24 protein-coding genes are annotated in these 22,896 nt (G+C 58.7%); 22 read left to right on the top strand and 2 right to left on the bottom strand.

The features are described from left to right. Positions 1–27: 27 nt before the first annotated feature. Positions 28–687 carry a protein phosphatase CheZ gene (locus QN370_RS00425; RefSeq protein WP_322127516.1) on the bottom strand — a complete coding sequence of 220 codons (660 nt, stop codon included), beginning with the start codon at positions 685–687 and terminating at the stop codon, positions 28–30. After that, positions 684–1,091: a chemotaxis response regulator CheY gene (gene cheY / locus QN370_RS00420; RefSeq protein ID WP_322127517.1), complete on the bottom strand. Its 408-nt coding sequence runs from the start codon at positions 1,089–1,091 to the stop codon at positions 684–686. The genes QN370_RS00425 and cheY overlap by 4 nt, the downstream gene beginning before the upstream one ends. 558 nt (positions 1,092–1,649) lie before the next feature. Here cheY and QN370_RS00415 point away from each other — a divergent pair. The 22 genes from QN370_RS00415 to QN370_RS00310 all read left to right on the top strand — a co-directional run bounded on the left by QN370_RS00415 (position 1,650) and on the right by QN370_RS00310 (position 22,888). Then, positions 1,650–3,569 (top strand): methyl-accepting chemotaxis protein, encoded by a 1,920-nt coding sequence (locus QN370_RS00415; RefSeq protein ID WP_322127518.1) that lies wholly within the window; start codon positions 1,650–1,652, stop codon positions 3,567–3,569. Between the two features lie 11 nt (positions 3,570–3,580). Further along, positions 3,581–5,167, top strand: a complete 1,587-nt coding sequence (locus QN370_RS00410) for a chemotaxis protein CheW (protein WP_322127519.1) — start codon at positions 3,581–3,583, stop codon at positions 5,165–5,167. A 19-nt stretch (positions 5,168–5,186) separates the two neighbouring features. Continuing rightward, a complete protein-coding gene (cheB, locus tag QN370_RS00405) occupies positions 5,187–6,230 on the top strand; it encodes a chemotaxis-specific protein-glutamate methyltransferase CheB (RefSeq protein WP_322127520.1) in 1,044 nt (347 codons plus the stop codon). 13 nt (positions 6,231–6,243) lie between these two features. Further along, positions 6,244–6,891: a HEAT repeat domain-containing protein gene (locus tag QN370_RS00400; RefSeq protein WP_322127521.1), complete on the top strand. Its 648-nt coding sequence runs from the start codon at positions 6,244–6,246 to the stop codon at positions 6,889–6,891. Between the two features lie 7 nt (positions 6,892–6,898). Continuing rightward, positions 6,899–7,741, top strand: coding sequence for a protein-glutamate O-methyltransferase CheR (locus QN370_RS00395; protein ID WP_322127522.1), 843 nt, complete (start codon positions 6,899–6,901; stop codon positions 7,739–7,741). Then, positions 7,738–8,112 carry a response regulator gene (locus QN370_RS00390; protein WP_322127523.1) on the top strand — a complete coding sequence of 125 codons (375 nt, stop codon included), beginning with the start codon at positions 7,738–7,740 and terminating at the stop codon, positions 8,110–8,112. Before QN370_RS00395 ends, QN370_RS00390 begins: the two co-directional genes overlap by 4 nt. After that, complete coding sequence (locus QN370_RS00385; RefSeq protein WP_322127524.1) at positions 8,109–10,772, top strand: chemotaxis protein CheA; 2,664 nt, start codon at positions 8,109–8,111, stop codon at positions 10,770–10,772. Before QN370_RS00390 ends, QN370_RS00385 begins: the two co-directional genes overlap by 4 nt. Then, positions 10,772–11,008 carry a hypothetical protein gene (locus QN370_RS00380; protein WP_322127525.1) on the top strand — a complete coding sequence of 79 codons (237 nt, stop codon included), beginning with the start codon at positions 10,772–10,774 and terminating at the stop codon, positions 11,006–11,008. Before QN370_RS00385 ends, QN370_RS00380 begins: the two co-directional genes overlap by 1 nt. Before the next feature lie 27 nt (positions 11,009–11,035). After that, a complete protein-coding gene (locus QN370_RS00375) occupies positions 11,036–11,410 on the top strand; it encodes a response regulator (protein WP_322127526.1) in 375 nt (124 codons plus the stop codon). A gap of 2 nt (positions 11,411–11,412) precedes the next feature. Beyond that, a complete protein-coding gene (locus QN370_RS00370; RefSeq protein WP_322127527.1) occupies positions 11,413–12,651 on the top strand; it encodes a methyl-accepting chemotaxis protein in 1,239 nt (412 codons plus the stop codon). A gap of 181 nt (positions 12,652–12,832) precedes the next feature. Further along, positions 12,833–13,711: an STAS domain-containing protein gene (locus tag QN370_RS00365; RefSeq protein WP_322127528.1), complete on the top strand. Its 879-nt coding sequence runs from the start codon at positions 12,833–12,835 to the stop codon at positions 13,709–13,711. Further along, entirely contained in the window at positions 13,708–14,109 is a 402-nt protein-coding gene (locus QN370_RS00360; RefSeq protein WP_322127529.1) for an STAS domain-containing protein, read from the top strand. Before QN370_RS00365 ends, QN370_RS00360 begins: the two co-directional genes overlap by 4 nt. Beyond that, positions 14,093–14,515: an anti-sigma regulatory factor gene (locus QN370_RS00355; protein WP_322127530.1), complete on the top strand. Its 423-nt coding sequence runs from the start codon at positions 14,093–14,095 to the stop codon at positions 14,513–14,515. The genes QN370_RS00360 and QN370_RS00355 overlap by 17 nt, the downstream gene beginning before the upstream one ends. Then, positions 14,512–14,904, top strand: a complete 393-nt coding sequence (locus QN370_RS00350; RefSeq protein WP_322127531.1) for an ATP-binding protein — start codon at positions 14,512–14,514, stop codon at positions 14,902–14,904. Before QN370_RS00355 ends, QN370_RS00350 begins: the two co-directional genes overlap by 4 nt. Beyond that, a complete protein-coding gene (locus QN370_RS00345) occupies positions 14,895–15,494 on the top strand; it encodes a SpoIIE family protein phosphatase (protein WP_322127532.1) in 600 nt (199 codons plus the stop codon). The genes QN370_RS00350 and QN370_RS00345 overlap by 10 nt, the downstream gene beginning before the upstream one ends. Next, positions 15,491–16,540, top strand: coding sequence for a sensor histidine kinase (locus QN370_RS00340; RefSeq protein ID WP_322127533.1), 1,050 nt, complete (start codon positions 15,491–15,493; stop codon positions 16,538–16,540). Before QN370_RS00345 ends, QN370_RS00340 begins: the two co-directional genes overlap by 4 nt. A 28-nt stretch (positions 16,541–16,568) precedes the next feature. Continuing rightward, the gene (locus tag QN370_RS00335; RefSeq protein WP_322127534.1) at positions 16,569–16,937 is read left to right on the top strand and encodes a response regulator; all 369 of its coding nucleotides are present in this window, start codon (positions 16,569–16,571) and stop codon (positions 16,935–16,937) included. Then, complete coding sequence (locus tag QN370_RS00330) at positions 16,934–17,734, top strand: ParA family protein (protein ID WP_322127535.1); 801 nt, start codon at positions 16,934–16,936, stop codon at positions 17,732–17,734. Before QN370_RS00335 ends, QN370_RS00330 begins: the two co-directional genes overlap by 4 nt. Before the next feature lie 211 nt (positions 17,735–17,945). Next, a complete protein-coding gene (locus tag QN370_RS00325; RefSeq protein ID WP_322127536.1) occupies positions 17,946–18,557 on the top strand; it encodes a response regulator in 612 nt (203 codons plus the stop codon). Next, positions 18,518–20,200 (top strand): ATP-binding protein, encoded by a 1,683-nt coding sequence (locus tag QN370_RS00320; protein WP_322127537.1) that lies wholly within the window; start codon positions 18,518–18,520, stop codon positions 20,198–20,200. The genes QN370_RS00325 and QN370_RS00320 overlap by 40 nt, the downstream gene beginning before the upstream one ends. Before the next feature lie 37 nt (positions 20,201–20,237). Next, complete coding sequence (locus QN370_RS00315) at positions 20,238–20,633, top strand: Hpt domain-containing protein (RefSeq protein ID WP_322127538.1); 396 nt, start codon at positions 20,238–20,240, stop codon at positions 20,631–20,633. Further along, entirely contained in the window at positions 20,633–22,888 is a 2,256-nt protein-coding gene (locus QN370_RS00310) for a hybrid sensor histidine kinase/response regulator (protein WP_322129136.1), read from the top strand. Before QN370_RS00315 ends, QN370_RS00310 begins: the two co-directional genes overlap by 1 nt. The last annotated feature ends 8 nt before the right edge of the window (positions 22,889–22,896 follow it).

Genomic DNA, 22,896 nt, shown 5'->3' with positions numbered 1-22,896 from the left:
GTAGGTGACACCATACCGAACCGTGACTCAAAAACCAAGGTCAGCCAGCAAATCATCGACACTGGACTGGTCCAGCGCGGTGCTGCCTGGCGCACCCGGGCCGGCGGTTTCTTCGACACGCTGTACCTGCACCACGGTGCCCGGTGGTGCCGCATCGATGAGCAACTTGAGCAAATCGTTTTCGGTACGTTCCATCAACGTAACGACTTTCTTGATCAACTGTCCGGTCAGATCCTGGAAATCCTGCGCCATCATGATGTCCGACAACGCCGCGCGGGTACCGCCACAACCGCTTTGTACCTGCGCCAGAAATTGCCGGGTGGTTGCGACCAGTTCGGCTTGCGTGACTGGATTAACATCATTGACCGCATCGTTGGCGGCCGCACCCCACGACTGCTCAAGCGTCGCCGCATCCCGCCGCAACTGCTCTTGCACCGGGATATTTTCTTCAACCTTGAGCAGTACGATATTGGCCGCATTTTCAGTCAGGTTAGCGATGTGCACCAGGCGTTCGCGGGCGGACGGGAATTCGCTCGCGGCGCTTTCCAGCACACCGTCGGCACCCAGTTCCGCCAAGGTGTCGTGCAATGCCCGCACGATCATGCCGAGACGCTCGAACACCGGAATCCCGCTTCCTGCCGCGGGCAACTGCAATGCCGCCGGAGGCGGGTCGATAAAAGTGGTCATGTCGACACCCCTTTCTTGATCATGATTTTGTCGAGTTTTTCTTTCAGCGTGGCCGCCGTGAACGGCTTGACGATGTAGCCGTCGGCGCCAGCCTGGGCCGCTGCAATGATGTTTTCCTTCTTTGCCTCGGCCGTCACCATTAGCACCGGCAAATTACCTCTTACCGGGTCAAGCCGGATTTGCTTGAGCAACTCCAATCCATCCATGACCGGCATGTTCCAGTCGGTGATGACAAAGTCAATCGGTACACCATTTGCATGACTCGATTGCAGCATGCGCAACCCGGCAGCACCGTCTTCTGCTTCGTGAATCTTTGTGAAGCCGATTTCCTTGAGCAAATTGGAAATGATGCGCCGCATCGTGGAAAAATCATCAACAACAAGAAAATTGAGTTCGCTAGCCATAGTCATTTCAAGGTGAGAAAAAGCGCGCTGCTGACATGAATACAAGGTCTGCAGTGCCCCGCGATGCATCACCGTGAGTGTCGGCACGACGCAGTACGTAGTTGCAAGCGGATAGATTTTCCGTTGAAAAATTCTTGCAAGCATCATTCTAGCAAATTTCTCGCACCATAATGAATTGTTTTATTCGTTATAAACATAATTATAGAAATAAATTTAATGGTCTTAGCGATCATAAAATTAGATCAACAAACCAATCTTTAAAAAAAATCGCAACCAGGTGTCAGTTGCGCCGAAAGATTTCCGTCAAGTACCATCTTTATCGCTTATGGAAAACTCAAATTTTCCAAATATAGGCGATAAAAATATTTATTTTCGATAATTTAACAGATGAGGGCTTTATTCAAATCATTACTGGTAAGATCACTCCCGTTCTCTACGACTGTAAGCGTGGAATTCATGGACGGAACACGCCCATGGCTTGTCCTTTATAAATTTATGCTCTTTCAGCTATCAAGGCTGTCGGGTCTGGTTGGTCAATCCACTTAAAAGGAGCGCACGATGGCGCTTGTCAAAAAGTTTTCCTCCGCAACGACTGCCACCGGAGCTGAAAGCAGCAAGGTCTCCGCCGCTTCCGGACGCGATGCCGAAGCCCAGCGCAAGAAAGCACGCACGCTGGCCAAGCAGCAGCAGGCCGCCGAACGGATTGCCGCCGCGACCGCCGAACTGTCATCGGGCATCAACGAAGCCTCTTCCGCAGCCGAATTATTAAAACGTGCGTCCGACCAGATCGCCACCGGTGCCGAAGAAGCCTCCGGCGCGGCGCAGGAATCGCTGGCTGCCTTGCAGCAAGTCGAAGGGGCGATTGCCCGCCAATTACAGAACGCGGATATCAGCCAGACCAAGGCCGAGAGCGTGCAAACGCTGGTGTCGCAGATTAATGGCGAAGTGACCATGCTCATTGCCAACATCAGCGTCGCCGCTGACCGTCAGGGCGCCTCCGTGACCATGGTGGTCGAGCTTGAAAAGCAGGCCGCCAATATTGGCGACATCGTCAAGGCCGTGGCCCGCATCGCTGACCAGACCAATTTGCTGGCCTTGAACGCAGCCATCGAAGCAGCCCGCGCCGGCCAGCACGGCAAGGGATTTGCGGTTGTGGCCGATGAAGTGCGCACACTGGCCGAAACCTCCGAAAAAAGTGCCAAGCAGATTCAGGATCTGGTCGGGCAAATCCAGCAGGAAGTCAAAGTCATCGCCGACGGCATGGGCTCTTCGGTCGAACGTGTACTGAGCGAAGTCGAGAACGGCAAGCGCATTACCGAACAACTCGAACAGATTCGCATCGACGCAATCGACATCGTTGGCGGCATCCGTGAAATTGCTACGGGTGCCTTGCAATCGACCAATGCGGCCAAGCAGTCGCTCAAAGGTTCCGAAGACATCGCCGCCGCCGCCGAAGAGCAATCCGCTGCCGCCGAAGAAGGTGCCAAGACCGTCGCGCAGCAGAGTCAGGCGCTGACCGAATGCGAGCAGACCTCGCAAAACCTGGCTGAAATGGCCGAAGACCTGAAGAATTCGACCGATGTCGCCAAGAGCGCCGAAGAAGTCGCCGCCGCTGCCGAGCAGCTGTCGTCGGCCGTGGCAGAAATCAGCCAGTCCGGTTCCCAGATCATGGCTGCACTCGACCAGATCCTGAAAGGCGCGCAAGTGCAATCGGCTGGTACCGAAGAAGTCGCAGCAGCGATTTCGCAAATCGAAAAAGGCGTCGAAGTCGCGCAAGTCCGTGGCAAGGCCAGCGGCGAAAAAGTCATTGCCATCAAGAGCCTGCTCGACGTCAACAAGACCAGCATCGATAGCCTGATCACCGGCATCTCGTCGTCCGTCGATGCATCGCGCGGCAGCCTCAAGCAGATCAAGGAACTCGAACTGGTCTCGCGCCGGATCGACAAGATCGTCGACGCCATCACCACTGTCTCGATCCAGACCAACATGCTGGCAGTGAATGGCTCGATTGAAGCAGCGCGTGCCGGCGAATTCGGCAAGGGCTTTGTCGTGGTCGCCACCGACATCCGTAACCTGGCGCATGACTCGGCCGAAAACGCCGACCGTATCAAGGACCTCGTGCGTGCGGTGCAAGACCAGATTGGCATCGTTGGTCGCGACCTCGACGAAATAATGGCAACCGCTTCCGGTGCCGCCGACAAGGCCAAGACGATTACATCAAGCCTGATCACGATCGAAACGGACATCCTCTCGGTCGACAAGGGCACCCGTGAAATTCTGGTTGCCGCCAACGAGATCGCCAATGCGATATCGCAGGTCAAGACCGGTGTCGACCAGATTTCTGCCGCTGCCCAGCAAGCTGACAAGGCCGCCAACGAAGCTGCCACCGTCGCGCAGCAGCAATCAAAAGCTGCCGAACAACTCTCCGCTGCGGTCGAGGAAATTGCCTCGCTGGCTGACGAACTTCAGAGCGCCTGACGGAGACCGTGATGACCGCTGAAAATAACGATTCCAACGCGGTCGCTTTGCAGGAAGCGACCAGAGCCGAAGTCGAAGCCACCACGGATATCCGTCAGTTCGTCACCTTCATCGTCGGCGACGAAGTGTTTGCCGTCGATATGGCTCCGGTTCAGGAAATCATCCGTGTGCCGGATGTCGTCAAGGTGCCACTGGCACCGCGCACGCTGGACGGCCTGGCCAACTTGCGTGGCAAGGTCCTGCCCATCATCAGCCTGCGTCGTATTTTCGGCTTTGACGAACGCGTCGCCGATGACGCCAGCCGCGCCATAGTGATCGACCAGGGGCGACAGCCACTGGGCTTCGTGGTGGACCGGGTGGTCAGCGTGGTCGGTGTCGACCCGCGCCATATCGAGGGTACAGCCGCCATCAGTTCGACGGTCAACACCGAACTGGTGTCCGGACTGCTCAAGGATGTCGGCGGCTATCCGATGATCATGGTGCTTGATTTTGGCAAGCTGATCGCCGCTGAATTTGCCGACATTGCCGTCAAGGCCAGCAACCACACCGAGATCGCCACGCAAGCGGTGCAACGCTCGGATGCGCTGCAAGACAAGATCAATGACGAACTGCATCTGGTCAACTTTGAAGTCGCAGATCAGGAATACGCGATCGTCATCGACGACGTGCAGGAAATTGTCCAGGTGCCGGAACTGATTGTCCATGTGCCGCATTCGGAATCCCATGTGCTGGGCGTGATGACCTTGCGCAACCGGCTGTTGCCACTGGTGTCGCTTCGTCGCATGTTCGGTTTGCCGACCCGCGACGCCGACGAAAACAGTCGCATCGTGGTCGTCTCGCTGGGTTCCGCCTCGGTCGGCGTGGTCATGGATAGCGTCAACGAAGTGCTGCGCGTGGCACGCACCGATGTCGATGCGATGCCGGCCATGCTGTCCAGGGAAGGCAACATGTCGGACATCTCGCAGATTTGCCGGCTCGACAGCGGCAAGCGTCTTGTCTCGATTCTCTCGGTGGGCAACATGTTTCGCCATGCCGCCATCAAGGAAGCATTAACTACGGTAGACAACATGGCAGACAAGAGCGAACTCGATGACAGCGGCAGTCGCGCCCTAAGCAGCGACGACGATCGCAGCGATGATGAAGAACAGGTCGTCGTCTTCGTCCTGGGCAAGGAAGAGTTTGGCGTGCCGATCGACAGCGTGCAGGAAATCGTCCGCGTCGCCGAAGCGATGACACGCGTACCGAAGGCACCCGCTGCGGTCGAAGGCGTCATCAATCTGCGCGGCGCGGTACTGCCGGTAATGGACTTGCGCCGTCGGCTCGGCCTGGAACAGATCGAACGCAGCGACCGCCAGCGCATCATGGTGTTTCTCATCGATGGCGTGCGTACCGGCTTTATTGTCGATTCGGTCGTCGAAGTCCTCAAGGTTCACAAGTCCACCATCGAGGCCGCACCGCATCTGTCCGGCGAGCAGTCAATGCTACTGGCGCGTATGGCCAACCTCGAAAAGCAGAAACGCATGGTGCAACTGCTCGACCCGACCTATCTGATTGAAAAGCAGGAACTGCAGGCACTGGCAGAACTGGTCGTCGCGTAAATCAACACGGAGCAGATGGATGATCAAATTGCTTATCGTTGATGACTCGGCTCTGATGCGACGACAGCTGTCGTCGCTGTTTGAAGCCGAAGGGGATTTCACGATACGACTGGCGCGCAATGGGAACGAAGCGGTCAACGAGAATATCGCCTTCGAGCCCGATGTCATCACCCTCGACATCAACATGCCGGAGATGGATGGCCTCACCGCGCTGTCCTTGATCATGGCTGGCCGGCCGGCACCGGTGGTGATGATCTCGTCACTGACGGAAAAAGGCGCACTGGCCACCTTCGAGGCGCTCAACCTTGGCGCGGTTGATTACATCGTCAAGCCGGGCGGCACGATTTCGCTCTCGCTCGATGTGGTCCGCGACGCCATCATCGCCAAGGTGCGCACGGCGGCCAGGGCGCGCATGCGGCTGCCGCGCAAAGCGGCCGAAAAACCGCTGCCACCTCTGAAAGCGACAGTCGCACCAGTGAGCACGGTCGGCGAGGGTCTGGTCATGATTGGCGTCTCGACCGGCGGACCAAGCACGCTGGAACTGGTGCTGCCACTTCTGTCGGCGCAGTTTCCGTATCCGGTGCTGGTGGCGCAGCACATGCCAGGCAGCTTCACGCTGTCCTTTGCCCAGCGCATGAATGAATTGTGTGCAATGCAAGTGGTCGAGGTCAGCAAGCCCATGTCACTCGTACCCGGCACGGTCTACATCGCCAAGGGCGGCGCTGACCTGCAAGTGGTGCGACGCGTCGGCAAGCTCACCGCGATTGCGAAACCCGAAAGCAGCGAACACTTGTGGCATCCATCGGTCGATCTGATGGCGCGCTCGGTGCTCGAGCAGCTCGATGCCAGGCAAGTCCTGGCGGTCATGCTGACCGGCATGGGTAACGACGGTGCGGCTGCTTTTACCGAAGTCAAACGGCGCGGCGGTCGCACCATTGCCGAATCCAAAGAGTCCGCCGTGGTGTTCGGCATGCCCGCCGAACTGATCAAGCTGGGGGGCGCATCGATCACCCTGCCTGCCGACAAAATTGCCCGCCAGCTCAATGCCTGGCTGGGCTGCTGACCAAGGAACGCATATGGCCTTTATCAAAAAATCTCCTGACGTGGCACTGACTGAAGCGTCGACCGCAGACTCGAGCGAGTCGCAGCGCGTATCGGAACGTGATTTTGCCGGGCTGATCGACCAGCTCGACGATGCCGATCCGTCCATCCGACGCTGGGCCGCGCGCGACCTGCTCGCTTATCCGGCATCGACGGGCGCACTGGTGGCACGACTGAAACGCGAAGACGACCGCTCGGTACGTGAATTTATCCTGACCAGCCTGACCCGGCTCGGTGACGATATCGCGGTCGCCGGCCTGGTCGAATGGCTACGCAGCGAAGACGCCGTCATGCGCAACGAAGCCATCGAAGCAATGAAAGCCTTGCCCGACGAAGTCGCACCCATCATGGGTGGCCTGCTGGCCGATGCCGATCCGGACGTACGCATCATGGCGGTCAATGTGCTCGAATCGCTGCGCCATCCGCATGTCGAGGCATGGCTCATCGACGTCATCGACAACGATAGCGTCATCAATGTGTGTGGCACCGCCGTCGACTTGCTCGGCGAAGTCGGCTCACCGTCAGCACGCGCCTCGCTGCTGCGACTGCGCGAACGTTTTCCGGGCGAACCGTACATCCGGTTTGCGACCGATCTGGCGTTAAAACGCATCGGGGAGGTCTGAGCACGCCATGCCAAAAATCACCATCAGCGACGACGATTTTCTGAAATTCCAGGAATTCTTTTATCGCAAAACTGGTATCCAGTTTGAAACCTCGAAGCGCTACTTCGTCGACAAGCGTCTGGTCGAACGCATCGAAGCCACCGCCAACGACAGCTTTCGCAGCTATTTCACGATGCTGCGTTTTCAGGCGTCGGGCAACGAATTGCAGGCGCTGGTCAATCTGATGACGATCAACGAAACCTATTTCTTTCGCGAGGAATACCAGTTTCATTGTCTGGTCAATTCGATCCTGCCCGATCTGGTGGCAAGCAAAAAAGACAAGACACCCATTCGCATCTGGGTGATCCCGTCGTCGTCGGGTGAAGAGGCGTATTCGATCGCGATGTGTCTGATCGAACGCTGGTCCGGCATCAACGACTGGGACGTCGAAATTATCTCGTCGGATATCGACACCAAGATCCTCAATCAGGCCCGCGCCGGCGTGTACTCGGAACGCTCGATCAAGCATGTGCCGCGCAATTATCTGCAAAAATATTTTCGCGAAACCACTGCCGGATTCCAGCTCGGCGATGACCTGCGCGGCACCGTCGAGTTCACCCGCGTGAATCTGATGGAAGCGGCCGACGTGCGCAGCTACCGCAATTTCGACGTGATTTTTTGCCGCAACCTGCTAATTTATTTTGATGACATTTCGCGCAAGCAGGCTGCCGAGACCTTCTACGACGCGCTGCATCCGGGTGGCTTTATTTGCCTTGGTCATTCGGAATCGATGAGCCGCATTTCATCCCTCTACAAGATCCGCAAGTTTCCAGAGGCAATCGTGTATCAAAAACCAGGGGATAGAAAATGAAACGCATCCTGATTGTCGATGATGCCGCGACCGTACGCATGTACCACCGCAGCATCCTGGAAGCCGCCGGCTATGAAGTGGATGAAGCCATCAATGGTATCGAGGCGCTCGAAAAAGCCTTGAACGCGACCTATGACCTGTATCTGGTCGACGTCAACATGCCCAAGCTCGATGGCTACTCGTTCGTGCGCGAACTGCGTGGTCACTCGACCATTCCGCAAGCGCCTGCGGTGATGATCTCGACCGAAGCCAAGACCAGCGACCAGACCAAAGCCTTTGAAGCCGGTGCCAATATGTACATCATCAAGCCAACCCGCCCTGACTTGCTGGTCACGCATGTACGCCTGCTGCTTGGTGACACCAGCACATGACGCCGTTACTGCAGCAGTTCCTGTCGGAGGCGCGCGAATTCTTGCAAGGCATTAGCGAGAAATTGATGCAGCTTGAAAACACGCCCGACGATGGCGCGCTGATGGGCGAGCTGTTCCGGCTGGTGCATACGCTCAAGGGCAATTGCGGCCTGTTTGATTACCCGGAAATGCTGCGCGTGCTGCATGCCGCCGAAGACTTGATGGTGGTGGTGCGCGAAGGCGACCTGCCCTACAGCCAGCAACTGGCCGACCGGCTGCTTGATGCGATGGATTTTGTCAGCCTGCTGCTCGACGAGATCGACGCCGGCAATGACAACGCGGCCGCCCACGCGCCGGCAGCCGTGGCGATGGCGGCGGCCTTGCGTCAACTGATTGCCGCACCGGATGCCAGCACCGACGGCAACGATGAGGTAGCAAGTGCGCCTGACTGCGCCGCCGGACTGCCGCTCAATCGGGTGCCGGAAACCTTGCGCATGGAATGGTACCGGGCTGGCACAACGCTGCTGTGGGTCAGTTACGTGCCCGAAGCGGAATGCTTTTTCAAGGGCGAAGATCCGTTCTTCCTGGCGCGTAATGTGCCTGGCATCGTCTGGCAGCGCGTCAGCGCCGGCAGCGCCTGGCCGGTACTGACCGAACTCGATGCCTATCACAGCAACCTGCACCTGGAACTGGTCAGCACTGCCAGCCGCGCCGAGCTGGACGAGCACTTCCGCTACGTACCAGAGCAGGTCACGATCACGCCACTGTCCGCCCTCGCGTTAGCGCTGCCTCAAGGTGATGAAAACGGTGGTCCGGTCTACGAAGATTTCGTGCTGGCTGCACTGGCCCATCTGGCACGCGGCGACCTTGCCACGCTGGAGCGGGCGGCCCGCTCGATGCTGGAATTATCGGCCGCCGGATTGTGGCTGGCCTCGGCCTTGCGCTGGCTGCTGGTCATCCTTGAAACCGAGCCGGCCAATCGCGCAGCGCTGCATGCAGTGATCGTCTCGTTGCGCACGTTTGCGCCGCCACGCCTGGCGGCAGAACCTGTCGCCGCCAAGACCGAAGCGAGCGCCATGCCAGCGCCTGCACCAGCGCCTGCGCCTGCGCCTGCAACTTCGCCGGCCCACGACATCGCCGCCACCGTCATCGCCAACCAGCTGATGATCCTGCGCATGCCGGATCAGGTGAACTGGTTGCCGGGACGACTGAAAGCGGTCGGCTCGACGCTGGCCGCCTGCTTTGCCAGCATCGGACGCGCCGACCTGCTGCCCGGACTCGATGCTGCGCTGGCTGCAGCGATGGCGCAATCGGCCTCGGCGGTTTTGCTTGACTGGCTGGTCGCTGCGACCGAAGAACCGGCTGCGGGTGCTGACACGGCGGCCATCGCCGCTGTCGATGTGGCAGTGGCTGTGAAGGAAATCGACCACCCCGAAACCGTCGTTGTGCCTGCCGTCGACGGGGATATCAAGTTCAACCGGCGCGCCGACGACAGCGCCGTTGCCACCGCCAAAACCCTGCGCGTCGACCAGGAAAAAATCGATCGCCTGATGAACCTGATCGGCGAAATGGTGGTCGCCAAAAATGGCTTGCCGTATCTGGCCGCTCGCGCCGAAAGTGTCTTTGGCGTGCGCGAACTGTCGCGTGAAATCAAGGCCCAGTACGCGGTGATCAACCGCATCGCCGAAGAAATGCAGGGCGCCATCATGCAGGTACGGATGATGCCGGTGTCATTTGTGTTCCAGCGCTTTCCGCGACTGGTGCGCGACATCTCGCGCAAGCTCGGCAAGGAAGTCAGTCTGGTACTGATCGGCGAAGACACCGAGGCCGACAAGAACATCATCGAAGCACTGGCCGATCCGCTGATCCATATCGTGCGCAACAGTCTCGATCACGGCCTCGAAGCGCCCGATGTGCGGCGCGCCGCCGGCAAGCCGGCCGAAGGCAAACTGGAAATCCGGGCGACGCAGGAAGCCGGTCGCGTGATCATCGACATCATCGATGATGGCAAGGGCATCGACCCGGCCATCATCAAGCGCAAGGCCTACGAAAAAGGCCTGATCGACGAAGCCACGCTGGAACGCATCAGCGATCAGGAAGCCATCAACCTGGTGTTTGCGGCCGGCTTCTCGACGGCCGAAGTGGTGTCCGATCTGTCCGGTCGCGGTGTCGGCATGGATGTCGTACGCGCCGCGGTGGAACAGGTCAACGGTATCGTCACGCTCGAAAGCAAGGTCGGCGAAGGGACGCGCTTGCGCCTGTCGCTGCCGTTGTCGATTGCGGTGACCAACGTGATGATCATCGAATCGAACCGGCAAATTTTTGGCGTGCCAATGGACATGGTGGTCGAAACCGTGCGGGTGCCGCGCAGCGAAATCCATGCGATCAAGAACCACCAGACCGCTGTGCTGCGCGGACGCGTGGTGCCGCTACGCTCGCTCAACACGCTGCTGGCGACCAATGCAGAACAATGCGCCAATGACGAAGATGAACTGGCCACGCTGGTGGTGCGGCTCAATGGCGAGCATGTCGGCATCGTCGTCGATGACTTCCGTGAAGTGGTCGACATCATCCTCAAGCCGATGGGCGGCATCCTCGGCGGACTGTCCGGTTACACCGGCTCGGCCTTGCTTGGTGATGGCTCGGTGCTGATGGTACTCAACCTCAAGGAGCTGGTCTGATGCCGATCCAATACAAAAAAAACCTGGCCGTTTTTGATGACGTTGTCAGCGTCGAAGACGCCGAAGACCTGCTGCAGTGGTGCCAGAAAAATCCCAAGGCAAAAGCGGACTTCTCGGGCTGCATTCACCTGCACGCAGCCAACCTGCAAGTCCTGATGGCCGCCGGCGTAACGGTCACGAACTGGCCGCATGATCCATCCCTGGCAACCTGGCTGCATGCAGCCATGGACGCCTGAACAATCAACAAGAAGCAAGGAAACACAATGGCAAAAACCATACTGGTCGTCGATGATTCGGCAACGATGCTGATGAGTCTGAAAAACAGCCTGGAGATCAGCGGCTTCACCGTGATCACTGCCGCCGATGGCGTCATCGCACTCGACAAATTGCAAAAAGGCGGCAAGCCTGACCTGATCATCACCGACATCAACATGCCCAACATGGGCGGCATCGAATTTATTGGCAAGGCGCGCGCCCTGCCCGGCTATCGCTTCATTCCGATTCTGGCGCTGACCACCGAAAGCCAGCAGGCCCGGCGCGATGAAGCCAAGAAGCTCGGCGCGACCGGCTGGCTGGTCAAGCCGGTCGGTGGTACCGATCTGATCAAGATCATCAAGCAGGTCTTGCCCGGAGCATGACCATGGCCTATCCCGCCAGCCGCCTGCAGGAATCGGCGCAGACCGCGTGGCATTGGTACTGCCGTCGTACCAGCGCGGTTGCGCCGGCGTGGCAAGTGATCGCGGCCGGACTGGCGGCGCTCCTGCTTGGCCGCGTGCTGCCGGCCGACACACTGCAAACCAGCGATGGCTGGCTAGGCCGTCCCGGCGACAGCTTGCTGTTGCTGGCTGTGCTGGTGATGACGGCGGGCGCTCTGCTGGCGTGGCGATCCTCTTCGCAACGACTGCCAGCAGAGACCAACCTCGATGCGCAGATCCATCCGGCACAAGCCGCCCTGACTGCGCATCTGCGACTTGATCAGACCATCAACGACAAGCTCGACGAGATCGTCAGCGACACCGAAAACTCGGCGCTCGCCATCATCGGGGATGTGCGACGCCTGTATGACTCGGCCAGTACGCTGGTGACGTATCTGGATGGGTCGAGCATCAAAGCCAGCGACATCGGCAACGAAATTACCGACAGCGTGGAATTCCTGGTCGGGATCGGCACCTTCATCGAACAATTGCCGGTCACGATGGCACGCGATCTGGCCAGCGTCGAAGAAGTGGCCAAAGAAATCCGTGCGATGGGCGGCCTGGTCGCGGCAGTGCATGCGATCAGCATGCAGTCGCATCTGCTGGCGATCAACGCCGCCATCGAAGCCACCCGCGCTGGCGCTTCCGGCGCGGCGTTCAAAATCATTGCCGAAGAAATGCGCACGCTGGCAGCTAATTCAGGCACGGTCGCCGACCAGATCGGCAAGGGTCTGAAACGCGCCCGCTTCGTCGTTGAAGACGGCATGGCTGCCAGCATCGCCGACTCATCGCAACGGCTCACTGAAGTCTCGCTGGCTGCGGCATCGATCCTGAAGCTGCAGGAAAACTTTGAAGACATGACGCAGTACTACAAGACCCGTTTTGTCGTGGTGACCAAATACAACGTCGACCTGGCGCGCGAAATTGCCGACGTGCTGGGCCAGATCCAGTATCAGGACGTGGTCCGGCAAACGATCGAACGCCTGCAATTCGCATCGGCCGAACGCAATGCCATTCTGGTGACGGCGGTCGAACAGATCGCACTGGATCCGGCTGGCCTGGCGCATTTGCCGGGTGAACTCGAAGCCGTTACCGATCGCTATGCCAGCGAAGAAGAAAAGCACAAGCACTCGGGACGACATCGCGTTGATGACACCAGTGATTTGAAGATTGAGTTGTTTTGAGGGGGTATGACGCCACCTCCCCGGTGCATTCGGTGCAATGCCCTGCGGTTATTGCACCCTACGGTTTTGCACCTACCGGTTTTGTACCCACCGGGTTTTTAGTAAATGGAATAGCAGCGAACAAGATGGACACCGTCCTTCCCGAAACAAACAGATCGCACTACAACCGAAAGAATGCACCATGAACCTTCATCACCTGGCCGCACTGGACCGACTGCTCTCCGAACAACGCACTGTCCTGCATGAAAAATGGGTCGCTGAAATTCTCACCAGCTGGTCTTCGCTGTTACCGAACACGTTCAACGTCGACGAGATGCGTCAGCACACGGCGCTCCTGCTGGAAGAAATTGCGAAGATTTTTTCCGCCTATCCGGAGTCCGGCCTGTGGGAATTCGGCGAGACTCATCCGCTGGTGCTGGCGATGAGCGAGTTCAGCGCCAGCCGCGCGGTGTCCGGCTTTACGCCGACCGAGACAGCGCAATACGTGATGTGTCTCAAAAGCGTGCTGACGCTGGCACTGATTCATGAACTGATGAGCTCACCCGTCGAAATGAAAGTCAATCTGGCCGCCGTCGAAGACGTCATTGGCCGCCTCACGCTGGTGACTTTTTCAGCGTTTGTCGAAACTCGCGAGCGCGTGATTTTGCAACAGAGCGCGTCGCTGGTCGAACTGTCGACGCCGGTGATCCGGCTCTGGGACCATGTGCTGCTGCTGCCACTGGTCGGTGTGATCGATACCGCGCGCGCACGCAAATTTACCGAGAACCTGCTCGAAGCGATTACCCGCTATGAAGCCAGCGTGACGGTCATTGACGTCACCGGCGTTCCGATTTTTGATATCTCGGTGGCGCGCCACCTGATGAAGACTGTTGACGCCGCGCAGCTGCTCGGTACCCGCGTCGTGATGACCGGACTTAATCCCGACGGTGCGCTGACACTGACCAAGCTGGGCATCAGTTTGCCTAACGTGATTACCCGCGCGACCTTGCGTTCGGGCGTGGCCGAAGCACTGTCACTGATCAATCGGCGCATCGTGCCAGTTGCCTCGAGCCGGTCATGAAGATCGCCATCCCGCGTCTAGGACGTATCCTGCTGGTGGCGATCCAGCAAGATCTCAGTGATGATGAGGCGCTTGCTTTTCAGTCCAATTTGCTGAGCACGATTGCCGAGATCGAAGCACTCGGCGTGGTGGTCGACATTTCGGCGCTTGATGTGGTGGACTCATTCATGGCGCGGGTCATCAACGATACGGCCAGCATGGCGCGTCTGCTTGGTGCCGAAGTCATTGTCTGCGGCATCCAGCCTTTCGTCGCCTTCACGCTGGTTGAAATGGGTCGTGGTCTGCTCAGTGCCGATTGCACCTTTAATCTGGAGCAGGGCCTGAAAACGCTGCAATCACGTATCGCCTCGCGCGGCGATTACAGCCTGCTGAGTGAAGACGATGACCTCGTCATCTGACGCCGACGCCATCATTGCGATCTGTACCACGGCCGATATTGTGGTGGCCCGCCGGCTCACGCGCCAGCTTGCGGCTTGCCTTGGTTTCGGTAGTGCCGATCAGACCCGCATGGCCACGGCCGTGTCCGAGCTGACACGTAACATCATCGAATATGCCAAAGACGGCGAGTGCCGGATTTCGGATGCCTCCGACGGTGCCTTCAACTGCATCAAGGTGGTGGTCGAAGATCACGGTCCGGGCATTACCAATGTGGCGCAAGCGATGCAGGACGGCTACAGCACCGGCGGCAGCCTCGGAGCCGGGTTGCCCGGCACGCGTCGGCTGGTCCATAGCTTCATGATCGAGTCACGTCCCGGCCTGACCCGCGTGACGATCAGCATGTCGATCCGCAAGGATAAGCCATGACCGGCACCGAGTCGATCCGCATTGCGGTCCATGCCGATGTCGCCACGGCCTGCCGCGCGGCTCGACAGGTGGCCGAGCAGACCGGCTTTGATCGCACCCGCAGCTATCAGATTGCGACTGCCGCATCGGAACTGGCGTGCAACGTGCTGGTTCATGGCGGCGGTGGCGTGGTCACGGTGCGTGCAGTGACCGAGCGCAGCGGTGTCGAATTGCTGGCCGTGGACCACGGTCCGGGCATCGCCGATCTGGCACTGGCCATGCAGGAAGGCTACAGCACCACCGGCACTCTCGGTTGCGGCTTGCCCGGGGTCGAACGCTTGATGGATGAAATCGTCATCGAAAGCAGCGCAGGGCTTGGCACCACGGTACGGGCGTCCAAATGGTTATGACTTTCGGCTACGCGCAACGGGCCTACAAGACTGAGCTGCTGTGCGGGGATGTCGGCCACTGGTGGATCGGGACGCATCGGCACGTGCTGGCGCTGGCCGACGGACTCGGCCACGGTGCAGCGGCCCATCGTGCGGCCAGCAAGGCCATGCAATGCATCGCCGCGCATCTTGATGACAGTTGCGAAGCCATGTTCGCCGCCTGCAACGAACGCTTGCTCGACACCCGTGGTGCGGTGCTGGCCATTGCCATCATTGATCTTGACAGCAACCTGCTCACACTCGGCGTGACCGGCAATATCCGGGTCAGATTGTTCGGTGTGAACAGTGCGGTCTGGCTGGGTGCAGGGCGTGGTTTTGTCGGCGCAGGCCATGCGCCGCCGATACCGGACCGGATCCGTCTGGAACAGGGTGACCGGCTTGTCCTGAGTACGGACGGCATTGACGAATCGTCGGGCAGCCGGACCTGCATGGAGCACAAAAACGCGACGCCGCAGCAGATTGCCGACGAAGTTATACGAGGCTGGGCGCGGAAAGATGACGATGCGGCGGTGCTGGTATACCGGCACGGCGACACAGGGAGTGCGCGATGAGCGATATGCATGACACCTATTACGCGCTATTTACCGAAGCGGTCTTTAACGCTGATCCGGAGGAGGCCCTGATCGCGGCAGCCGACTTTGGACGCGGTCTGATGACACACGGCATCGCCCCCGAAGGGTTGATCGAAATCCACCAGCAAGCCGTCTTGCGCATGGCTACCGAGCACCCTGCACTGCCGTTGCAGCAAGTGGCTGCGCCGATGATGGCGCCGTTGATGGAAGCGACGATGGCGTTCAGTTTTGCCTTTCGCAAACAGCGCGAGGCGAAAGATGCGATGAAGGACCAGCTCGAGCGCGCCGGACGGCTCGAAGCGATCGGCACGATGGCAGCCGGGATTGCGCATGATTTCAATACCATCATCGGCATCATTAACGGTTATGCCGAACTGCTGATCGAGGATTATCCGGACAGCAGCAACACGATGGAATACACGCAGCAAATTGCCTCCGCCAGTCTGCGCGCGCGCGATCTGGTGATGCGCATGCTGGCGTTTGCCCGCGAGAGCCCGATCATTCCTTCCACGTTCGATGCCGTGGCGCGGGTACGTGACGTCCTGAAGATGATCCGCATGACGCTGCCACCGGCGATCAAGGTGACGTTTCACCCCGAGCTGGAGGTGGCTTATACCCTTGCCGATCCGCTGCAGATCGAGCAGATCATCATGAACCTGTGCATCAATGCCGCCGATGCCATGGACGGTGCCGGCAAGCTCGATCTGAATGTCGCACCGGCACCGCCCTTGCTGCGCGCGGACGGCTCCAGCGCGCCGTGTTTCATGCTGACCATCGATGACGACGGTTGCGGCATGCCGGCGGAAGTACTCCAGCGCGCACTCGATCCGTTCTACACCACCAAGGAACCGGGCAAGGGCAGCGGGCTCGGGTTGTCGGTGGTGTACGGCATCATCACCGATCTTGGTGGCCAGCTCACTATCCACAGCGAGGTCGGCATGGGTAGCAGTTTTCGGGTCATCCTGCCATTGGTCTGTCAGACCCAGCTCTCGGCACCCCCGTTGGCCAGACCTCCACTCCACTAACAACCAACCACAGCAAAGGAAATCCGTCATGGCACATATTCTCGTCGTCGAGGACGATCTCCAGTTCCGGCAAATGCTGGTCCATATGCTGGTAAAAGATGGTCACGAGGTCACGATCGCGTCCAACGGCATGGAGGCGATGCGATGGCTCGATACAATACAGCCGGACCTGATCCTGACCGACATCCTGATGCCGCAGATGGATGGCGTCGAAATCATTCTGGCCTTATCCCAAAGCAGCAAAGACATTCCGATCATTGCGATGTCCGGCGGACGCCGTGCCATCAGTTCGCAATTCAATCTCGAATCGGCCTCGCTGCTGGGTGTCAAGGAAGTACTGACGAAGCCGTTTTCTCATGCCGACCTGCGCCGCGTGATCGGCGCGATGCTGCCATGAAGTCGCCGCGTGTCATTGCGGTGTGCAACCGCAAGGGCGGTGCCGGCAAGACTACGACCGCCGTCAATCTGGCGAGCGAACTGGCCGCGTTGGGCAAGCGCGTGCTGCTGGTCGATCTCGATTCGCAAGGACATTGCGCAGTCGGACTAGGGCTCAAGGTCGCACCCGGTGCCGCGACCGTGCATGCGCTGTTCGGCGAAGCGGATGGCGGCATCGGACTCATGGAAGTAGTGCAACCGAGCTGCATCGAGCGCCTCTGGCTGGCACCGGCCGACCAGCTGTTCGAACACGGTAGCGGCACGCGCGATCCGCTGCGGCTGGCGCAGGCACTCGCCGATGCAGCGCTGGCGAACCAGTTCGATCTGGTGATCCTTGATACGCCGCCCTCGCTCGACATCCTGCTGCTCAATGCCTTGTCAGCCGCGCACTGGGTGCTGGTGCCGTATGTCCCGCATCCACTCTCGTTTGAAGGTGTCAGGCAGTTGATGCGCGTGCTGTTCAAGGTCATGTCAGTACAAAATCCGGATCTGAAAATCCTCGGCTTTCTGCCGATGACGGCCGCCGACCACATCCGCCAGCATCGCAGCATCAGTGCCGATGTGTCGCGGCAGTTTGGCGCGCACCGGGTACTGGGTGGCATTCGCAACGACATCAAGCTGGCCGAAGCGTTTGCCGTGGGCAAGCCGGTGCGGCACTACGCGCCGGGTTGCCGTGGTGCCCAGGACTTTGCCGCACTGGCCGCCAGTTTGCTACCGGTAATCGACTGTACCGAGTCGCCTGGTAGTTCGCTGATTTGATATCCTGATTCTGTTATTTGTAACGTATTAAATTGCCATCAGAAAATTATTTCAAGACGATTCAGTGCCTATCAATCGGGAGAAAAACAACACCTCTCCATGAGAAATATCCACTCCACGTGAGATGGCAAGACAATTGATTAAAAATGTCCTTTGGTTAAACTGTTTAAATTGGTTAAACTCAATTTTTACTATAATTAAGGACAGCAACATGTCTGCGACTGAAATTTGTACGACCCAGAATGCCGCGCGTCTGCTGGGCATTTCCGTCACCTCGGTGCAGCAGTTAGTGGAAGCGGGCATCATCGAAGCATGGAAGACCAAGGGCGGTCATCGTCGCATCCCGCTACAAGCGATTCAAGCTTACAAGGCGTCGCAGACGACACTGTCGGACCATAACGGCTCGCGCGCCGTGCAGGGCAGGAAACCGTCAATTGTGATCATTGAGGACAATGTGATGCAACGAGAAATCTACCAGCAGCAAATTACCTCATGGAACCTGGATGCGACGCTCACCTTTTGCGAAAACGGCTACCAGGCGTTGATCGAAGTCTCCCGCAACAAACCCAACGTGCTGCTGGCCGACGTGATGATGGACGGTATCGATGGCTACGAAGTGGTCACCACTATCCTTGGCTATCCGGACTTGTCGGACATGCACATTGCGATTCTGTCGAGTCTGAGCGAAGCCGAACTCGGCGAACGTGGTGGCATTCCGACCGGCGTGGTGTACTTCAGCAAGCCAATTAACTACGATGAACTGCGTGGTTATCTGCGCGCCTGTTGCGCGCAGCAGCATCGCAACTTGCCGGTTGCCTACTGACCAGTCTGCGCTTCATCATGCTAAAGAAAATCGATGCACGTCTTTTGCTTGGTCTGTTCGCCGCCGCGCTGGTAGCAGGACTGTGGACCCTGACCGTGCTGCAATTGCGCGCAACCAGGCAAGTCATCATCGAGAACACCCAGCGCGACGTGCGCAGTCTGGCCCGCCTGTTCAACGAACATGCCAATCGCACCGTCGAGTCCGCCGATCAGGCCGTCACTTATCTGCGCTTTCGCTACAACACGCTGGGGTTGGACCTCGACATCGCTCAGGACCTCAAGGTGGGCCTGAACCCGGACAACATCTACAACCTGTTTACGATCGTGGATGAACACGGCGACGTCGTCTTGTCGAGCAAGCCTTTCCAACCGATGAACCTGTCCGATCGCGAGCACGTCAAAGTCCATGCCGGCACCGACAATGGCGAGCTATTCATCAGTCGCCCGGTACTTGGGCGCGTCTCCCAAAAATGGTCGATCCAGATGACGCGCCGCATCAGCTATCCGGATGGCCGCTTCAAAGGCGTGGTGGTGGTGTCGATAGATCCGCAGTATTTTACGCAGCTCTATAACGAGATCGATGTCGGCAAATTTGGCTTGATCACGCTCATCGGTGTCGACGGCGTGATCCGGGTGCGCCGGGTTGGCGACCAGACCACGATGGGCATGGATGTTTCAGACAGCAAGATTTTCAAGACGATGCAGGCCAGCGATCACGGTGTCATGACAGCAAACAGCGGGATCGACGACCACGAACGCATCCTGGCGTTTGAAAAGCTGCGCCACTATCCGCTGATGGTGGCGGTGGGTGTCGATATTGAAGAACGGCTGGCACCGTACTACGTCGACCGTGACCGGTCGCTGCTGATCGCCGGATTGGTCAGCGCGGTGATCCTGCTGTTCACAACCAGCATCATCATCCTGGTCGGCCGTCTGATGGTCAGCCGGGAACGGGCGATTGCGGCCAGCCTGGCCAAATCACGCTTCCTGTCAAACATGTCGCACGAATTGCGCACCCCGCTCAATGGCATTCTCGGCTTTTCGCAGTTGATGGTTGAAGAACTTGGCAGCGACTCGACCCATGGCGGCTTTGCGCAAACAATCCATGCTTGCGGAATCCGTCTGATGACCCTGGTCGAGGCGACGCTAGAACTGAGCGCGCTCGAATCCGGCACGATCACACTCGCAACACAACCAGAAAACCTGGCCCTGCTATTGCAAGACGCCATCGCGCGCCATCTGCCGAGCGCCGACGCCAAACAGGTCACGATCGACATCACCATCGATCCGGCAACGCCGGTAACACTAGTTTGTGACAGGTCCCGTCTGCTGCGTGTGCTCGACAATCTGCTCGACAATGCGGTGCGGCATACGAATACGGGTGCTATCCGTGTGAGCGCCCGCCCGACCCCGGCCGGACTGGAACTGGCGGTCAGCGACAGCGGAGATGGCGTACCGGTCCATTTGCGGGAACAGATTTTTGAACGGTTTTCGCAAGCAGACGATTCACCCAGCCGCCAGAATGATGGCGCAGGTCTGGGCCTGCCGATTGCGCGGCACCTGGTCGAATTGATGGGCGGCACCCTCAGACTCGAACCGAATTCAGGACCGGGCGCGACATTTTCAGTTACCATTAAGCAATAAAACAACCAGTTAATCACTTGCTACAAAAGGGTCATCGATGCAAATCCACCGCTACAGCGCCATTGATCCACACTTATTACTGGAAAGTGCAGGCGACAATCTGGAGCTGTTCCGGGAGTTGTCATCCATGTTCGTCGAGATCACCAGGCCAGTTCACGCGCGGCTTGAACTGGCCATCCAGCATGGCGACGACAGAGCAACCCATTTCGAAAGCCATTCGCTCAAAGGCAGTACGGGGCTAGTCGGCGCCAAAGAACTGAGCGTGTTGCTCGGCGAGATAGAACAGCATGCACGCTGCAAACGCAACGATCTGGTGTTGCCGCATCTGCCAGAACTGCGACGACTGTTTGATCTGGTCGTTGAGGAAGTCCGTTTCAGCATCGCGCATTTCGACGGGCAGCCAGAGTCCGCTACCGAGAGAGTCATCCCTTGATGTCCTCTACCGTGACAACACGCAAGCGTTCCGGTGCCAGGCATGCGACCACCCTCATCGGTACGCTGATGATTGTGTTGCTGATCGGAGCGACCGTCGCATCGAGCTGGATACTGCGTGACCGCGCGATCGAAGACTGGCGCCGAGACCTTGGTAACCTGTCGCTGGTGCTGGCCGAAAATACCGCACAGACCATGGCTTCGGCATATCTGGTGCTCGACAGCATCGGTGAAATGGTCGAGAACGCAAACGCGACCGACCAGGCAGGGCTGATCAAGACCTTCCGCACGATGGCAACACACCAGATCATGCGCGACCGGATCAGCGGTTTGCCGCAGGTCGACGTGGTCAGCATCATCGATGCGACTGGTGACGTCATCAACTTCACGCGGGCCTTTCCCGCACCGGCGATCAATCTCGCCGAGCGGGATTACTTTGTGCATCACCGTGACAACGTCGATCCGGCCGTTTTCCTGAGCAGGCCAGTCAGGAACAAGGGCAATGGCAAATGGACGTTTTACATCAGCCGACGTATCAACAGCACTGATGGCCACTTTCTGGGCATGGTGCTGGTCGGGATTTCCTCCGATTTCTTTGGTGATTTTTTCAAAAACGTGAGTCTGGGCGAGCAGGCCTCCGTCTCGGTGCTGCGACAAGACTACACGTTGCTGGCGCGCTGGCCGAATGCCGACAAGCTCATGGCAACCAAAAGCCAGCTCGGTGCGACCCATGCGGTACTGTCGACCGGAAAAACGCACGACGTCATCCTGACTACCCTGCCACGGCCGTTTGACAATCTGCGCGAGACGCCGCGCATGGCAGCGGTGCGCATGGTGCGCGGCTATCCGATGGCCATTACCATCACGATCACCGATGACTTGTACCTGAGCAGCTGGCGCAGCACGGTGCGATTGTTGGGCGGCATCGGGCTGGCCAGCCTGCTGGCGCTGGGTGTGGCGTTCGTGCTGATGGCACGCCTGCTGAAGCGACGCGAACAGGATGCCGAGCAGTCTCACGCACTGAGACAGGAGGCCGATGACGCCAATGCCGCCAAGTCCAGCTTTCTGGCAATGATGAGCCACGAGATCCGTACCCCGATGAACGGCATCCTCGGCATGTCGGAACTGTTGCTTGAAACCCGACTCGATACCAGCCAGCGCTTGTATGCCAACAACGTCCACAACGGCGCGCAGCATCTGATGAGAATCATCAACGAAATCCTCGATTTTTCGAAGGTCGAAGCGGGCCACATGGAAATTGACCTGATCACGTTTGATCCGGTCCGGATGATCAACGAGGTCATCGATCTGCACCGGGCCGGCGCAAGCGCAAAACACGTACAGATCAGGACGGAGATCGATGTAACGGGTGAGTTGCTCGCTGTTGCGGATGCCAGCAGGATACGCCAGGTGCTCAGTAACCTGATCAACAACGCGATCAAGTTCACGCCGGCCGGATCGGTCACGGTCAGCTTTCAGGCCGTACCCGATCCAGTCGATCCGATGCTGATCCGGCTCAATTACCGTGTCGCCGACAGCGGCATCGGTATCAGTGCACAGGCACAGCAGCGTCTCTTTGAACCATTCATCCAGGCCGACAATTCGATAGGCCGACAATATGGCGGCACCGGCCTGGGCCTGGCCATCTGCAAGCGTCTGATTGAACTGATGCATGGTGACATTCAATGCCACAGCGAGATTGGCGCTGGCACACGTTTTTCATTTCATGTACCGGCCCGCGTTGCCGAGCAGCCAGCGGTTGTTTCAACCGCGGTTGCAACCGCGGTTACAACGGCGGTTGCACCGGTGGCTACACCAATGATTGCCGACGCCATCAAGGTACCGACATTGGTGCCGCCGCAAGAATCCAGCGCGCGGGCGTTGCAGGTGCTGGTGGTCGAAGACACCGAAATGAACCGGCAACTGGTCCGTATCCTGCTCGGAAAGCGTGGCTACCTTGTCGAAGAAGCGGTCAATGGCGAGCGCGCGGTGGAGGCGATGGCATTGGAACAGTACGACCTGGTACTGATGGATTGCATGATGCCGGTGATGGATGGGTATGAAGCGACGCGCATCCTGCGTGCACGTGAAGCCGAAACCGGCGCACCACGCACGCCAATCATTGCCCTGACCGCCAGCGCCATCGATGGCGAGCGGGAGCGCTGCCTGCGAGCCGGCATGGACGACTACCTCGCCAAACCTTTTTCAGCGGCCCAGCTCATCGCCATCATCGAAAAATGGAGCCCGCTGCAATAAAGTCCATC

The sequence above is a fragment of the Actimicrobium sp. CCI2.3 genome (genome assembly GCF_035019065.1).
Lineage (GTDB): Bacteria > Pseudomonadota > Gammaproteobacteria > Burkholderiales > Burkholderiaceae_D > Actimicrobium.
Note: the sequence above shows the minus strand (reverse complement) of the source record. Positions and strands in the feature narration are given on the sequence as shown.

Coding starts and splice junctions, on each gene's coding strand:
- QN370_RS00375 (WP_322127526.1), top strand. CDS start 11,036: ATGGCAAAAACCATACTGGTCGTCGATGATTCGGCAACGATGCTGATG.
- QN370_RS00385 (WP_322127524.1), top strand. CDS start 8,109: ATGACGCCGTTACTGCAGCAGTTCCTGTCGGAGGCGCGCGAATTCTTG.
- QN370_RS00315 (WP_322127538.1), top strand. CDS start 20,238: ATGCAAATCCACCGCTACAGCGCCATTGATCCACACTTATTACTGGAA.
- QN370_RS00360 (WP_322127529.1), top strand. CDS start 13,708: ATGAAGATCGCCATCCCGCGTCTAGGACGTATCCTGCTGGTGGCGATC.
- QN370_RS00330 (WP_322127535.1), top strand. CDS start 16,934: ATGAAGTCGCCGCGTGTCATTGCGGTGTGCAACCGCAAGGGCGGTGCC.
- QN370_RS00370 (WP_322127527.1), top strand. CDS start 11,413: ATGGCCTATCCCGCCAGCCGCCTGCAGGAATCGGCGCAGACCGCGTGG.
- QN370_RS00425 (WP_322127516.1), bottom strand. CDS start 687: ATGACCACTTTTATCGACCCGCCTCCGGCGGCATTGCAGTTGCCCGCG.
- cheY (WP_322127517.1), bottom strand. CDS start 1,091: ATGGCTAGCGAACTCAATTTTCTTGTTGTTGATGATTTTTCCACGATG.
- QN370_RS00410 (WP_322127519.1), top strand. CDS start 3,581: ATGACCGCTGAAAATAACGATTCCAACGCGGTCGCTTTGCAGGAAGCG.
- QN370_RS00415 (WP_322127518.1), top strand. CDS start 1,650: ATGGCGCTTGTCAAAAAGTTTTCCTCCGCAACGACTGCCACCGGAGCT.
- QN370_RS00340 (WP_322127533.1), top strand. CDS start 15,491: ATGAGCGATATGCATGACACCTATTACGCGCTATTTACCGAAGCGGTC.
- QN370_RS00325 (WP_322127536.1), top strand. CDS start 17,946: ATGTCTGCGACTGAAATTTGTACGACCCAGAATGCCGCGCGTCTGCTG.
- QN370_RS00355 (WP_322127530.1), top strand. CDS start 14,093: ATGACCTCGTCATCTGACGCCGACGCCATCATTGCGATCTGTACCACG.
- QN370_RS00345 (WP_322127532.1), top strand. CDS start 14,895: ATGGTTATGACTTTCGGCTACGCGCAACGGGCCTACAAGACTGAGCTG.
- QN370_RS00350 (WP_322127531.1), top strand. CDS start 14,512: ATGACCGGCACCGAGTCGATCCGCATTGCGGTCCATGCCGATGTCGCC.
- QN370_RS00400 (WP_322127521.1), top strand. CDS start 6,244: ATGGCCTTTATCAAAAAATCTCCTGACGTGGCACTGACTGAAGCGTCG.
- QN370_RS00365 (WP_322127528.1), top strand. CDS start 12,833: ATGAACCTTCATCACCTGGCCGCACTGGACCGACTGCTCTCCGAACAA.
- QN370_RS00310 (WP_322129136.1), top strand. CDS start 20,633: ATGTCCTCTACCGTGACAACACGCAAGCGTTCCGGTGCCAGGCATGCG.
- QN370_RS00390 (WP_322127523.1), top strand. CDS start 7,738: ATGAAACGCATCCTGATTGTCGATGATGCCGCGACCGTACGCATGTAC.
- QN370_RS00395 (WP_322127522.1), top strand. CDS start 6,899: ATGCCAAAAATCACCATCAGCGACGACGATTTTCTGAAATTCCAGGAA.
- QN370_RS00380 (WP_322127525.1), top strand. CDS start 10,772: ATGCCGATCCAATACAAAAAAAACCTGGCCGTTTTTGATGACGTTGTC.
- QN370_RS00335 (WP_322127534.1), top strand. CDS start 16,569: ATGGCACATATTCTCGTCGTCGAGGACGATCTCCAGTTCCGGCAAATG.
- cheB (WP_322127520.1), top strand. CDS start 5,187: ATGATCAAATTGCTTATCGTTGATGACTCGGCTCTGATGCGACGACAG.